Annotated in this window: 11 protein-coding genes; 10 read left to right on the forward strand and 1 reads right to left on the reverse strand. The window is 58.8% G+C overall.

Annotation, left to right across the window (positions count from 1 at the left end):
* Window positions 1-179: 179 nt before the first annotated feature.
* The 9 genes from gltX to GJA01_RS07370 all read left to right on the forward strand — a co-directional run bounded on the left by gltX (window position 180) and on the right by GJA01_RS07370 (window position 11,881).
* A complete protein-coding gene (gltX, locus tag GJA01_RS07330; protein ID WP_062504086.1) occupies window positions 180-1,583 on the forward strand; it encodes a glutamate--tRNA ligase in 1,404 nt (467 codons plus the stop codon).
* Window positions 1,576-2,517 carry an aspartate carbamoyltransferase catalytic subunit gene (locus tag GJA01_RS07335; RefSeq protein WP_062504084.1) on the forward strand — a complete coding sequence of 314 codons (942 nt, stop codon included), beginning with the start codon at window positions 1,576-1,578 and terminating at the stop codon, window positions 2,515-2,517. Before gltX ends, GJA01_RS07335 begins: the two co-directional genes overlap by 8 nt.
* Window positions 2,514-3,788, forward strand: coding sequence for a dihydroorotase (locus GJA01_RS07340; RefSeq protein ID WP_062504082.1), 1,275 nt, complete (start codon window positions 2,514-2,516; stop codon window positions 3,786-3,788). The genes GJA01_RS07335 and GJA01_RS07340 overlap by 4 nt, the downstream gene beginning before the upstream one ends.
* Window positions 3,785-4,414: a glycerol-3-phosphate 1-O-acyltransferase PlsY gene (gene plsY / locus GJA01_RS07345; protein WP_062504081.1), complete on the forward strand. Its 630-nt coding sequence runs from the start codon at window positions 3,785-3,787 to the stop codon at window positions 4,412-4,414. The genes GJA01_RS07340 and plsY overlap by 4 nt, the downstream gene beginning before the upstream one ends.
* Before the next feature lie 41 nt (window positions 4,415-4,455).
* Window positions 4,456-5,643, forward strand: coding sequence for a DNA-processing protein DprA (gene dprA / locus GJA01_RS07350; RefSeq protein WP_082785270.1), 1,188 nt, complete (start codon window positions 4,456-4,458; stop codon window positions 5,641-5,643).
* Window positions 5,644-5,663: 20 nt separating this feature from the next.
* Window positions 5,664-8,369, forward strand: coding sequence for a type I DNA topoisomerase (gene topA, locus GJA01_RS07355; protein WP_062504079.1), 2,706 nt, complete (start codon window positions 5,664-5,666; stop codon window positions 8,367-8,369).
* Between the two features lie 148 nt (window positions 8,370-8,517).
* Complete coding sequence (locus tag GJA01_RS07360) at window positions 8,518-10,224, forward strand: S41 family peptidase (protein ID WP_062504077.1); 1,707 nt, start codon at window positions 8,518-8,520, stop codon at window positions 10,222-10,224.
* Between the two features lie 28 nt (window positions 10,225-10,252).
* Window positions 10,253-10,591, forward strand: a complete 339-nt coding sequence (locus GJA01_RS07365; protein WP_034880894.1) for a DUF1491 family protein — start codon at window positions 10,253-10,255, stop codon at window positions 10,589-10,591.
* 141 nt (window positions 10,592-10,732) lie between these two features.
* Window positions 10,733-11,881, forward strand: coding sequence for an OmpA family protein (locus tag GJA01_RS07370; protein ID WP_010503656.1), 1,149 nt, complete (start codon window positions 10,733-10,735; stop codon window positions 11,879-11,881).
* A 132-nt stretch (window positions 11,882-12,013) separates the two neighbouring features.
* On the opposite strand, the gene GJA01_RS07375 is transcribed toward GJA01_RS07370, so the two are convergent.
* A complete protein-coding gene (locus GJA01_RS07375; protein ID WP_010503657.1) occupies window positions 12,014-12,676 on the reverse strand; it encodes a hypothetical protein in 663 nt (220 codons plus the stop codon).
* 199 nt (window positions 12,677-12,875) lie between these two features.
* Between GJA01_RS07375 and GJA01_RS07380 the strand changes: the two genes are divergently transcribed.
* Window positions 12,876-13,436, forward strand: coding sequence for a hypothetical protein (locus GJA01_RS07380; protein ID WP_026017579.1), 561 nt, complete (start codon window positions 12,876-12,878; stop codon window positions 13,434-13,436).
* Window positions 13,437-13,505: the final 69 nt, after the last annotated feature.

Genomic DNA, 13,505 nt, shown 5'->3' on the forward strand with positions numbered 1-13,505 from the left:
TGTCCTCAGGATAGGGACCCGACGAGTGGTGCAAGAAATCACACCCGCTTGAAAAGCAGGGATGCCCTGCATGTAACAGCCTTGTGACACCTGACTGCACGCCCCAGAAAAACAACGACACAAATCATCCCAGAATGATGCGGATAGCCCCTCCCGCGCGAGCATGATATGAGAGCCGCATGACGATCCGTACGCGCTTTGCACCCTCGCCCACGGGCCTGCTGCATGTCGGCAACGCCCGCGCTGCCCTGTTCAATTTCCTCTTCGCCCGCCACCATGGCGGTGAGTTCCTCCTGCGGATCGAGGACACCGACAAGGAACGCTCCACGCAACGCGCGGTGGACGTGATCTTTGATGGTCTCGCCTGGATGGGGATCACGGCGGATGAGGAACCCGTCTTCCAGTCCGCCCGACAGGACCGTCATACGGAAGTGGCATTGGAACTGCTGGCCAAAGGTCAGGCGTACAAGTGCTACTGCACGCCCGAAGAACTGACCGCCATGCGCGAGAAGGCCATGGCTGAGAAGCGTCCGCCCCGTTACGACGGCACATGGCGTGACCGTGATCCGTCCGAAGCGCCGGAAGGTGCGCCTTACGTTGTGCGCCTGAAGGCGCCGCGTGAGGGCGAGACGGTCATCAAGGATCTGGTGCAGGGCGAAGTTCGTGTCGCCAATGTGGAAATGGATGATCTGATCATCCTGCGTTCCGATGGTACGCCAACCTATCTCCACGCCGTGGTCTGTGACGACCATGACATGAACATCACCCACGTCATGCGCGGTGACGACCATCTGACGAATACGTTCCGTCAGGCCATGATCTATCGCGCCATGGGCTGGGATCTCCCGCAGTTCGCTCATCTACCGCTCATTCACGGTCCAGATGGCGCCAAACTGTCCAAGCGTCACGGCGCACAGTCCGTCGTGGATTTCCGCGAGGAAGGGTATCTGCCGGAAGCCCTGTGCAACTACCTGCTGCGTCTGGGCTGGGGTCATGGGGACGCGGAAATCCTGTCCCGCGAAGAGCAGATCAAGCTGTTCGATCTGGATGGCGTTGGTCGTTCCCCGTCCCGTATGGACTATGTGAAGCTGGCGCATCTCAATGGCGTCTGGATGCGTCAGGCGGATGATGAGCGTCTGACCAATGACGTCATGGAGCGTCTGCAGGGCCGTGAAGGCGTTGTCGCGGATGACCGCACGCGGGCTCGGGTTCTGGCCATGATGTCCGGCCTCAAGGAACGTGCGAAGACGCTGGTCGAACTGACGGATAACGCAGCCTTCGCAGGCTTCACCCTGCCCCTGACCTTCACGCCCAAAGCCGAGAAGCTTCTGGACGAGAACGGCCGCAAGGTTCTTGAAGGTGTTGGGCATGACTTGGCCGCGCTGCCAGACTTCACGGCAGAAGCCATTGATGGTGTTCTTCGCGCCTATGCCGAGAAGAACGAACTGAAGCTTGGTTCCGTGGCGCAGCCACTGCGCGCGGCCATGACAGGGTCCACCACGTCTCCAGGCATTGACCTGACGCTGGCCGCTCTTGGCCGTGACGAGGTTTTGGCCCGTATTGCGAGTGTGCTCAGTGCCTGAGCGGCCATCCGTCCCCCGGCATCTGCTGGGAATCGAGGGGCTGACAGCGGGGCAGATCACCCCGTTCCTCGATCTGGCGGAGAGCTATGCGCTCCTGAGCCGTTCCCGGTCCGCACCGCGTGAAGCTCTGCGGGGCCGGACGGTCATCAATCTGTTTTTCGAAGACAGCACCCGAACCCGCACCAGTTTCGAACTGGCAGGCAAACGCCTTGGGGCGGACGTCATCAACATGACGGTCGCCACCAGTTCGGTGAACAAGGGCGAGACGCTGCTGGATACGGCCTCCACGCTGAATGCCATGCGCTGCGATCTGCTGGTTGTGCGTCATGGCCAGTCAGGTGCGCCGGCCCTGCTGTCCCAGAAAGTCGAAGCCAGCGTTGTGAATGCTGGCGATGGCACACACGAGCATCCTACGCAGGCGTTGCTGGATGCCCTGACCATTCGCCGTCACTTCGGGCGTCTGGAAGGTCTGACAATCGCGATCTGTGGCGATGTTGGCCATAGCCGCGTGGCCCGCTCCAACATCCATCTCCTGACGGCGTTGGGCAACTCGGTGCGTCTGGTTGGACCGCCGACTCTGCTCCCGGCCGCCATGGCAGAGCTTGGGAATGTCACGCTCTATTCAGACATGGATGAGGCCCTGAGGGGCGCGGATGTTGTGATGTCCCTTCGCCTTCAGAAGGAGCGCATGGGCGCGGGCCTTGTCCCCAGTTCCCGCGAGTATTTCCGGTTCTTCGGGCTGGATCGGCGTCGTCTGGCACTGGCGAACCCCGGTGCGCTGGTCATGCATCCCGGCCCCATGAACCGGGGTGTCGAGATTGCGTCTGATGTTGCCGATTCGGACCAGAGCGTGATTGCCGAGCAGGTGGAAATGGGTGTGGCCGTGCGTATGGCCGTTCTGGATCGCCTGTCCCGGGCACGGATGCCACTATGACGATAACTGTTTTTGAGAATGTCCGCCTGATTGACCCTGCCTCCGGTCGGGATGGCGTAGGACGCCTGACGGTTGAAGATGGCCGTATTGCCGCTATCGACAGCCCGGAGACGCCCGAAGGGGCATGCGTGATTGATGGTCAGGGAGCGGTTCTATGCCCTGGACTTGTGGACATGCGTGTGGCTCTGGGCGAGCCGGGCTTTGAATACCGTGAGAGCGTCAAGTCAGGCGCACGGGCTGCCGTGGCCGGCGGAATCACCACCATGGCCGTTTTACCCAACACCTCTCCGGCAATCGACAATCCGGCTCTAGTGCATCTTCTGAAGGTACGCGGTGAAGAGACGGGCATGGTCTCCATCCATCCTTACGGCGCGCTGACGCGTGGCTGCGAGGGCGGAGACATGGCAGAGCTGGGTCTGTTGCAGGACGCCGGTGCCGTAGCCTTCACGGACGGCACGCGCGCTATCGCGGACGCCAAGCAGATGCGCAATCTGCTATCTTATTCCCGCTTTCTCGATGCGCTTGTTGTGCAGCATCCGGAAGAGCCTTCTCTTGCAAAAGGCGCCTGTGCGACCGCAAGTGCGTTAGCTGTGCGTCTGGGCCTGCCGCAGGTTCCGGCCGCCGCTGAGGCGATCATGATTGCCCGTGATCTGCGTCTGGCGGACATGACGGGTGCCCGTCTGCATTTCGCCCATGTTTCCACCGCTGAAGGGCTGGATCTGATCCGGTCGGCCAAAGCGCGAGGCATCAAGGTGACGTGCGACACGGCGCCTCCTTATTTCGCCATGACGGAAGAGGACATCGGGGATTTCCGTACATATGCGAAGTTCTCTCCGCCTCTCCGTTCCGAATCGGATCGGGCTGCCGTCTGTGCAGCGCTGGCTGATGGAACGATTGATGCGGTGGCTTCTGATCACGCCCCTGCTGATGCGGATGACAAACGCCTCCCCTTTGCGCAGGCTCGCGCAGGCGGAACAGGCCTGGTTACGCTTCTTGGCGTTACTCTCGGCGCTGGCCTGCCTTTGATCGAGGCTCTGCGCCTTGTGACCTGTGCTCCGGCCTCCCTGCTGCGGATTTCAGCCGGCACGCTGGCCGTTGGTCAGGATGCGGATCTCTGCCTGTTCGACCCGGAAGCAATTTGGGAAGTACGCGCAGGCGAACTGCCAGGACGTGCTCAGAATACGCCTTTTGATGGCCAGAAGTTAAAGGGCCGCGTGCTGCGGACCTTCCGTCGTGGTGTTGAGGTTTTCACGGCTGAGGGGCTGGCATGACTCTGTCTCATCCAAGCCTGCTCCTGATCGCTGCGATTGCCTATGGCCTTGGTAGTATCCCTTTCGGACTGATCCTCACGGCAGCGACAGGCGGCGGAGACATTCGCCAGATCGGGTCTGGCAATATCGGCGCCACGAATGTTTTGCGGACTGGCCGCAAGGGTCTGGCGGCTGCAACGCTACTGCTGGATGCACTCAAAGGCGCACTGGCCGTGTTTCTGGCTCTGCGACTCGGTGGCGATCAGCCTTCACTGGCAATGGCCGTGGCGGCTGTCGCTGTCGTGGTCGGACACTGCTTCCCGGTCTGGCTTGGGTTCCGGGGGGGTAAAGGTGTGGCGACTGGCCTTGGAGCGATCTGGGTTCTGAGCTGGCCTGTCGGTGTGGCCTGCTGCGTTGTCTGGCTGGTTGTGGCGCGTCTGAGCCGGATTTCCTCAGCCGGAGCGTTGTCCGCCTTTCTTGTGGCTCCCATCCTGATGGTGGTGATGAAGAATCAGAGCGTAAATGCCCCGATTCCGGTTGCAACAGCTCTCATCGCGCTGCTGATCTGGGTTCGCCATTACAGCAATATTGTTCGTCTGCTGACGGGCAATGAACCGCGCGTAAACGCAAAAACGAAATCTTCCTGACTTTAAGGGATCGTTAAGGATTATTGGGTAGGAGCGAAAACATGACGACGTTTTCCGCTCCTCCGTTCCGAATGTCTGATCAGGACCGACTCGACGCGATGCGGCTTGCCCGGACGCCCGGCGTTGGTCCGATCAATTTTTCCCGGCTGCTTTGCCAGTATGGCAGTCCGACGGCAGCGCTCGAGGCGCTTCCAGAACGGATGCGTCAGGCTGGACGGCTTGATCTTCCGGTTATTCCTTCTGCTGCCCAGATGGCTTCTGAAGTCGAAGCCCTGCATCGCATGGGCGGAGACGTTCTGATTCGAGGCGATGCGGACTACCCTTTGATGCTGTCCTTTATCAAGGATGCGCCGCCTGTCCTGTTTGTTCAGGGTGATCCTGCCAAGCTATCGCTGCGTTCAGTTGGCATTGTTGGCGCAAGAAATGCGTCCGCAGCAGGGATTCGCATGGCGGAAAGCCTTGCTGCCGAACTGGCGGATTCGGGCATCTGTGTTGTGTCTGGTCTGGCACGCGGCATCGATTCGGCTGCTCATGAGGCAGCGCTTTATCCGGGCCTGACGACGGCCGCCGCCGCCGGAGGGCTGGATCATGTCTATCCCCCGGAAAATGCGAAACTTCAGGCGAGCATTGCGGAACGCGGATGTGTCGTGACGGAAGCACCGCTGGGAACGATCCCCCAAGCCAGACATTTCCCTCGCCGGAACCGGCTGATTGCTGGGATTTCGCTAGGGTGTGTGGTGGTGGAAGCGGCGCTGCACTCCGGCACGCTGATTACAGCCAGTCTGGCTCTCTCCTATGATCGGGAAGTGTACGCCGTTCCCGGCTCACCACTGGATCCACGGTCTCGTGGCGGAAATGACCTTTTACGACACGGAGCGACGCTCACGGAAAATGTGCAGGATATTCTTTCCTGCCTGCCTTCGGAGCTTCCAGAACCCCTCCTTCCACCGTGGATGAAAATTCGGCAGAGCACTGCGCTTTTCCAAGGCTTTTCAGAACCTTATACAGCATGGGGCATGGACGTGTCAGAGCCATGGGAAGACCCTGATCTGGTCCTTGAAAAAGTGCTCCCGCTGCTTTCTGTGATACCGGTAACAGTTGACGAGGTGGTGCGCCGCTGCCAGTTCTCCGTTTCGGCAGTACTGTCGGTGCTTACCGAGCTTGAGCTTGGAGGTGTCGTTGAGTTCGTGCCCGGCGGGCGCGTGGCGTTACAGCCGAACAGGAAGTGACGCGGAAAACCGGAGTGGCAATGACAGACGTTGTGGTAGTCGAGAGCCCGGCAAAGGCCAAGACGATCAACAAGTATCTGGGAAGCGGGTTTACCGTTCTGGCTTCCTTCGGTCACGTGCGGGATCTGCCGCCAAAGGATGGCAGCGTCCGCCCGGACGAGAACTTTGCCATGAGCTGGCAGACGGACGACCGTGGCTCCAAGCAGATCGCGGCCATCGCCAAAGCGCTCAAAGGGGCCAAGAACCTCTATCTGGCCACTGACCCGGATCGCGAAGGTGAAGCCATTTCCTGGCATGTCCGCAGTGTTCTGGAAGAAAAGAAGCTTCTGAAGGGAATCGACGTCCATCGCGTCACCTTCAACGAAATTACGAAAGCCGCCGTTACGGCCGCGATGGCTGGTCCCCGTGAGCTGGATCAGCCGCTGATTGACGCCTATCTGGCTCGTCGTGCGCTGGACTATCTGGTGGGCTTCACGCTGTCGCCGGTTCTTTGGCGCAAGCTGCCGGGCAGCAAGAGCGCTGGTCGGGTGCAGTCCGTGGCGTTGCGCCTGATCTGTGAGCGTGAAGCGGAGATCGAGGTCTTCCGTCCCAAGGAATACTGGACCGTTACAGGCGGCTTCAACACGCCCGCCAAAGCGGCCTTTCAGGCACGTTTGACGCATCTCAAGGGTAACAAACTTGACCAGTTTGATCTCAATAATGAGACACTGGCGTTTGAAGCCCGCGATATTGTGCAGGCCGGTCAGTTCACGGTCCGGTCCGTTGAACGCAAGCGGACGAAGCGGAACCCGCCCCCGCCATTCACAACCTCCACGTTGCAGCAGGAAGCCTCCCGCAAGTTGGGCATGAGCGCCCAGACAACGATGCGTACGGCCCAGCAGCTCTATGAAGGTGTGGATCTGGGCGGTGAGACGATCGGTCTCATCACCTATATGCGAACCGATGGTGTCACGATGGCGAAGGAAGCCATCGGGGCAATCCGTGGGCATATCGGCAAGGCTTTCGGGGACGAGTACGTTCCAGACTATCCGCGGGCCTATTCCACCAAGGCCAAGAACGCTCAGGAAGCGCATGAAGCCGTGCGTCCGACGGATGTTTTCCGGACGCCCGCCCAGGTTGCTCATGCCCTCTCTCCTGAGCAGAAGCGGCTTTATGAACTGGTCTGGAAGCGCGCTGTAGCCTCCCAGATGCAGTCTGCGGAGCTGGATCAGGTCGCAGTGACGCTGGCAGATGCAAGCGGTCAGACGTTGCTGCGCGCTACAGGGTCGACAATCGCGTTTGATGGCTTCCTGAAGCTCTACATCGAGGGCCGGGACGATACGAAGTCCGAAGATGAGGATGGCAAACTTCTTCCGCCGATGAAGGAAGGGGATCGCGTCTCCACCACAGGTGTGGATGCCGAGCAGCACTTCACGCAGCCACCGCCGCGATATTCTGAAGCATCTCTTGTCAAGAAGATGGAAGAGATCGGGATCGGACGTCCCTCCACCTATGCGTCTGTTCTAGGGGTTCTGCGGGATCGCAATTACGTCCGCATGGATGCAAAGCGTTTCATGCCGGAAGATCGTGGGCGGCTGGTAACAGCGTTCCTGACGTCCTTCTTTGAACGGTACGTCGATACGGGCTTCACGGCCTCTCTCGAAGAGCAGCTTGATGACATTTCCGGCGGCCGGGCAGACTGGCACGATGTCATGGCAGCGTTCTGGCAGGATTTCTCTGCCGCTGTTGCCCAGACCAAGGATCTCAAGATCTCGGACGTCATTGACGCTCTGGATGAAGATCTGGGTGCACATTTCTTCCCGCCCAAGGAAGACGGGTCCGATCCTCGCGTCTGCACGTCCTGCGGAACGGGGCGTCTGGGACTGCGTCTTGGCAAGTTTGGAGCCTTTATTGGCTGCTCCAACTATCCGACCTGTCAATTCACACGCCGTCTGATTGCGGACGATGGAGATGCTGAAGGTCTCAGCGATGGGCCGAAGATTCTGGGCCAGGACCCGGAAAGCGGCGAAGACATTACTGTTCGTCGGGGGCCATGGGGACTATATATCCAGAAGGGTGAGCCCAACCCGGAAGACAAGAAAGCAAAACCGAAGCGGACGACCATTCCCAAGGGGCTGGATGGTAACACCATCACGCTGGAACAGGCTCTGGGACTGCTTTCCCTTCCCCGATTTGTTGGCCTTCATCCGGAGACCGGCGAGAAGATTGAGGCGGGTCTGGGCCGGTTTGGGCCTTATGTGAAGATGGGTGCGATCTACGGCACGCTGGACAAAGATGATGATGTCCTGACCGTTGGCCTGAACCGCGCTGTGGACAGTCTGGCGAAGAAGCTGGCGTCCATTCGCAATCTGGGCGCGCATCCGAAGGATGGCGAACCGGTCATGATCCGCAAGGGCCGTTTTGGCCCTTATGCGCAGCATGGCCAACTGATTGCCAACCTGCCCAAGGACCAGAGTATGGATGACGTGACTCTGGATGAGGCTGTGGCGTTGCTGGCCGAAAAGGGAAAGCCCCTGAAGGGTGCAGCAAAAAAGAGTCCGGCCAAGAAGACCGCAGCCAAAACGACGAAAAGCAAAAAATCTGCTGCGACAGATGCAACTTCTGAGGACGCGGCGCCTAAAAAGACAACAAAGCGCGCCACGACAAAAACTTCCAAGGCCACGAAAACAACCACTTCTGCAACGAAGAAACGGAAAACGGCGGCAGACCCAGCCTCTGGGGCCTGACCTCTTTCTTCAGGAGGGTGTGACCCGGCTGCACTCTCCTGAACAATGTCTTCTGTGTGTCTTTACCGGGGCTAAAGTTTGTGGCGTGGTCTCATGATGGAAGGGCTGAAAAAGCGCTTTTGCTGACCCGCCTTCGAGGACCCCGTTCTTGCGCCACGCCGCACGCCACTTTTCCCTGTTTCTGTCGCAGTTCTGTTCAACGACGCGGCGCCGGACTCTTGTCCTTGGCCTGACAGTTCTGGCAGCAGGAACGTCTTTTCAGCATGGCTGGGCGCAGGGTACAGCATCGACATCTGCGGGGGCACCGTCCACAAATCAGGCGTTCTCTACAGGAATGACCCGGGACGTTCTTTTTGCGGCTTTGGGCTTTCTTGGTCCCAGAACCCTTGAGGCTCATTCGCCGCGCGAATTCTGCATTTGGGGCTTGGATGGCCTGACAGCCATCGACCCGACGATTGCCGTAACGGACAATCCGGCAGAAGATCATGACAAGCAGCATATTCCCGAAACACTGACGATTACGCAGGGTCAAACCCTGCTTTTCAAACGAATCTTTCCTGCGGATGAAAGCCGGTCAGGCTGGTCAGACCTTGTGACTGCGGCCATGCAGTCAGCCTGGGAACACTCATCAACGATCCGCGATGCAGGGGCTGATGCGCTCCTTCAGGGATTTTTTGATGAACTATTCAACCATATGGACCCATATTCGCGGTATCTGGGGCCCACCCCAGCCATTGCTGACCGCACCAAACGGACCGGCCAGAGTGGCACTGTTGGCCTGACGCTTGGGGCAAAGGGCCATGCGATCATCGTGACGGCTGTCAATGCGAATGGACCAGCCTGGGAAGCAGGCGTGGACACGGGTCAGCGGTTGATCGCCGTGAACGGACGATCTACCCGAGGGCAGTCTCCCGAAGTTGTTCAGAGCTGGCTTGAAGGCGAAGACCGTACGTCCATTTCTCTGGCGCTCGCTTCTCATGGGCAACATCCTGCGACGTTGAAACTGCGTCGGGCACAGGTTCCGCCTGAGACGGTTTTTGCTTCGACGGATGGCCCCTATACCCTTCTCCGGATCACGTCTTTTTCGATCCAGACCGCCGAGGAGATCAGCCAGTATCTCGATCAGGTGGTTGAAGACGAGACGCCTGACGGACAGTCTTCTGCCAGAGCAAAAACACCCCTGAAACGGCCTGCAGGAATCATCATTGATCTGCGTGGAGATCGGGGTGGGGTGCTTCAGCAAGCCGTGACGGCAGCAGCCCTGTTCCTTGATCATGGCGTTGCAGTCACCACGCATGGACGAGATCCTCAGGCCAACCATATCTGGGCGGTTCAGGGTGGCGACATGACCAGCGGTGCACCGATTGTCATTCTGGTCGATGGGCGCACGGCCAGTGCGGCTGAAATTCTCGCCGCGGCACTTTCGGATCACCGTCGGGCTGTTGTGGTGGGAAGCGAAACTCTGGGCAAGGGGCTGGTTCAGGTCATTGGGCAGATGCCGAATGGTGGGGAGCTGTTTGTTACCTGGAGCCGGAATCAGGCTCCACTTGGATGGCCCATTCAGGGGCTGGGTATCATGCCTCAGGTATGTACTTCGCGAGGAGGTGACGATCTGCATGGACAGCTTGCTGCCCTTAAGGGAGGGACGGCTCCTCAGGCTGCTGCCGTGCAAATGGCAAGAGCAGCCCGCTATCCGGTCCCGGTTTCCCGAATTCTTGACATAAGACGTCATTGTCCGGCGGCGATCGGGACGGATGCAGACATGGACACGGCGCGGTTCCTGCTGTCTTCTGCAACGGCATACAAAGCAGCCCTAGAGGCTGTTCCTGACGAGAACACCGCACCTCTGCATTAAATTTTTCAGGAATGGACGAGATATTTTCATGGGTGCACGTTTGAAAACAGGGCTTTGGGTCCGCGCCGTTATCCGTCGTATTTCCTCGGATGGAACGTCCGCCATGGTTCTGAAAAAAGGCGATGAAGACGCCGGAGCTGTTCTGATTGTTCTGCGAGACCGGGAGGACAATATTGCTGTCCTGCGGGAAAACGGCTCTGACTGGGTTCGCGCCGATGTTCAAAAATCCGGTCTGGAGGAATATCTGGAGCGTCAGCGCCGGTATGATCCAGACCTCTGGTTGATCGAGCTTGAAGTTCGGACTGTAGAGACTCCGCTGGAACGGACACTGGGGTCGCGCCGTGCGGATCTGGACGTCATGCACTGAACTGTGGGACGGAAGACACAGTGAGCAACGAACCTGCCCACTGTGAAACTTCTGCGTCAGCCATTAAGAACTGGTGCGCGTTGCCATTCCCGGCACTTTCAGCAAGAAGACTTTCAATTGGGTTGGTTGGAGAGAAATGACATGATGCAGCGATCCGTTGTCAGAACCTGGCTTGCCCGGGCCGGGCTCACTGCTGGCGTATCGATGCTGGTCATGGGGGCTGCGCAGGCCCAGCCCGTTAAGGGCCTGTATATTTCAGGTGCAGGTGGCGCGAGCTTCAATCAGGATCAGACAGTTCGTCTTTCTCCTGTTTTCCCGAGCGGTCGCGACCATTATCAGGCAGGCGTCACGGGAATCGGAAGTGTTGGCTGGGGTCTGGGGAACGGCTTCCGTGTCGAAGTTGAAGGCAATTACCGCAACAATCGCCTCCAGCAATTCCGTAGCAGCCTGTTCCCCTCTTCCGTCGGAGGCCGTCAGCAGCAGTACGGCGTGATGGCCAACGCGCTGTTCGACATGGATATCGGCCAGTCCTGGGTTTATCCGTATTTCGGTGCGGGTATCGGTTACGGCTGGCAGGCCATGAACACCTATGTCCGGGCACCGAACGGTGCATTCGATCAGCATACTGGCGGCACGGCGGGCAACTTCGCCTATCAGGGCATTTTCGGTCTATCTTTCCCGGTTCCTTGGGTTGTTGGCCTATCCGCCACGACGGAGTACCGTTTCTATTCCCTGCTCGGACCGAACGGACACCACGCGACAGCTACGGGCGTTTATGGTGGTTGGGATCACAAGCAGGCTTATGGTTATTCTGAAGGCAACCGGAATACCCGGACTGACTTCAACCACTCCCTGATGCTGGGCCTGCGTTACGAGTTCAATCCTGCTCCGCCGCCAGCCCCTCCGGCGCCTGCCCCGATCGCCGCTCCTGCGCCCGCTCCAACACGAACCTATCTCGTGTTCTTTGACTGGGATTCGGCGGCTCTGAGTGACCGCGCAAAATCTGTTGTTGCAGAGGCTGCAAAGAACTCCACCGCAACGCAGATCACGCATATTGAGGTCAACGGTTATACGGACAGCTCTGCTGCACAGCCGGGCCCACGTGGACAGGCTTATAATCTGGCTCTCTCGAAGCGTCGTGCTGAAAATGTGAAGGCAGAATTGATCCGTGACGGTGTCGCGGCTGGCCTGATCGTGACGCAGGGATACGGTGAAGCGCATCCTCTGGTCGCGACTGGCCCGAACGCCCGTGAGCCGCAGAACCGCCGTGTGGAAATCGACTTCAAGTAAACTTCTGGCCTGACCAGACGACAAAAGCCCTGCCTTTTTCTACAAAGGCAGGGCTTTTTTTATGGTGTCTTCAAAAACAGGATACAAAAAAAGCGAGGGTAGAACCCTCGCTTTTCCATAACGTCAGGCGTCTTACTTCTTGCGGCGGGCTGTCGTGTGCCGAACCGCAGTCTTCTTGGTAGAGGCTGCGGCTTTCGGCGTCGGAGCAGCAACAGCAGGCTTGGCAACAACCACACCCGTTGCATCGACTGTCGCATGCACCACAAGATGCTCGCGCTTCTTACCGCCACCCGGGATCAGTTCTGCCGTAAACGTATCCGCACCGGCGTAAGCAGTGGCTGGGGTGTAGTTGACGTAGGTACGGCCGTCATAATTGTAGAGGAAAGCCTTGCCGTGGTCCGGTGCGGGGCTCACGCCAAAGGAGGCATAGCTGCCAGTGCCAGGCTTCTGGACGGAAATTGCGCACAGGCCGTCATCGCTACGGACTGTCATGTTCACGCTCATCGTGCCGTCTGCTGCGGTGGTCACTGGCGAGACGTGACAGACTGCGGAGACCTTCTGGTATCCGAAAGGATTCGGAGCCACAGAACGCTGGACAATCGGCTGCTGGGCGCAACCGGAAAGAAGCATGGAAAGGGCAAAAGCCGATCCCAGGGTAACGACGGAACCTCGCAGACGCACGGTCAACTCCAACGCTCGTGACAGATGATGCCGCGCTTCCCGCGGCAAGACAGACGTTCGGATGTAGAACAGGACGAAGCATGGTGAAAGACTGTCAACCATCAGGAAAAGCACTTTGACGGCTTTTTATGCCCATAGAGCAATAAATTACCGTTGAGTGCGGCTGCGCCCATTTTCCGCCACGAAATTATGTTGCAGGTAAATGGTTTGCTGAATGTTTCTCACATTGAGTTTCATCTTCCGCGGGCCGCAAGCCCGGATTATGCTGTCTGTCTGTTTCCGGCCAAATGTCCCGGCCTTGTGGAGTCTGTCGATGTCTTCGTTCTTCCGTCGTTCTTTTGTTCGTCTGGCGGGTGCTGGTCTGGCCTGCACCACACTTCTTGCTGCTCATCCGTCCTCAGCCTTTGCTGCGGAATGTGGCAATTCCCCTGCTCATGAAGCTTTCGACGTCGCCGGCCTGAAGTCCGAGCTGATGGTCACGGCCCTCTCCTGCAAGGCCCAGGACCGCTACAATGCGTTCGTCGCCAAGTTCCGTCCGGCCCTGATGGATGCGGAAACCCGGCTGGATGGCTATTTCCGCACGACTTATGGGCGCCGCGCTCAGGCTGAGCATGATGATTACATTACGCAGTTGGCCGACGTTCAGTCCCTTGGCGGCCTGAAGTCCGGTACGGTCTTCTGTGAGCAGCGTGAAGCCATGTTCGATGAAATCGATGCGCTTGAGACTGGTGCTGACCTTGCTCACTACGCTGAAGCGAAGGACGTGGCACAGCCTGCTTCCTATGAGAGCTGTGCAGCCCCTGCCACGGTTGATCGCCGTTCGCGCCATGGTGTGACGAAGAGCACCACCACGCGCCGTACGCATCGCGCCTGATCTGCGAAAACATCGTCGTTCTGTCTCATCCGGAAGCGTTCGCTTGACGTTCCGGACCGGGGCGGCGAC

The sequence above is a fragment of the Gluconobacter japonicus genome (genome assembly GCF_002723975.1).
GTDB lineage: Bacteria > Pseudomonadota > Alphaproteobacteria > Acetobacterales > Acetobacteraceae > Gluconobacter > Gluconobacter japonicus.